This window comes from Staphylococcus sp. HMSC035D11 (assembly GCF_001836075.1).
GTDB classification, from domain to species: domain Bacteria; phylum Bacillota; class Bacilli; order Staphylococcales; family Staphylococcaceae; genus Staphylococcus; species Staphylococcus hominis.
This window is the reverse complement of sequence record NZ_KV827234.1, coordinates 1-1,093: the sequence shown is the minus strand read 5'-3', so window position 1 is coordinate 1,093 and position 1,093 is coordinate 1. Positions and strand designations below refer to the sequence as shown.

Here is a 1,093-nt window from a genome sequence, read left to right as displayed (position 1 = left end):
CCTGTAGTTGAAAATATATTCTCTCTTGAGTGGATCCTGAGTACGACGGAGCACGTGAAATTCCGTCGGAATCTGGGAGGACCATCTCCTAAGGCTAAATACTCTCTAGTGACCGATAGTGAACCAGTACCGTGAGGGAAAGGTGAAAAGTACCCCGGAAGGGGAGTGAAAGAGAACTTGAAACCGTGTGCTTACAAGTAGTCAGAGCCCGTTAATGGGTGATGGCGTGCCTTTTGTAGAATGAACCGGCGAGTTACGATCTGATGCAAGGTTAAGCAGAAAATGTGGAGCCGTAGCGAAAGCGAGTCTGAATAGGGCGTATAGTATTTGGTCGTAGACCCGAAACCAGGTGATCTACCCATGGTCAGGTTGAAGTTCAGGTAACACTGAATGGAGGACCGAACCGACTTACGTTGAAAAGTGAGCGGATGAACTGTGGGTAGCGGAGAAATTCCAATCGAACTTGGAGATAGCTGGTTCTCTCCGAAATAGCTTTAGGGCTAGCCTCAAGTGATGATTATTGGAGGTAGAGCACTGTTTGGACGAGGGGCCCCTCTCGGGTTACCGAATTCAGACAAACTCCGAATGCCAATTAATTTAACTTGGGAGTCAGAACATGGGTGATAAGGTCCGTGTTCGAAAGGGAAACAGCCCAGACCACCAGCTAAGGTCCCAAAATATATGTTAAGTGGAAAAGGATGTGGCGTTGCCCAGACAACTAGGATGTTGGCTTAGAAGCAGCCATCATTTAAAGAGTGCGTAATAGCTCACTAGTCGAGTGACACTGCGCCGAAAATGTACCGGGGCTAAACATATTACCGAAGCTGTGGATTGTCCTTTGGACAATGGTAGGAGAGCGTTCTAAGGGCGTTGAAGCATGATCGCAAGGACATGTGGAGCGCTTAGAAGTGAGAATGCCGGTGTGAGTAGCGAAAGACGGGTGAGAATCCCGTCCACCGATTGACTAAGGTTTCCAGAGGAAGGCTCGTCCGCTCTGGGTTAGTCGGGTCCTAAGCTGAGGCCGACAGGCGTAGGCGATGGATAACAGGTTGATATTCCTGTACCACCTATAATCGTTTTAATCGATGGGGGG

General features: G+C 48.9%; 1 rRNA gene. It reads left to right on the top strand.

Annotated features, from left to right (window positions below):
• Positions 1-1,093: ribosomal RNA gene (locus tag HMPREF2647_RS05120) — 23S ribosomal RNA — on the top strand; the annotation flags it as partial.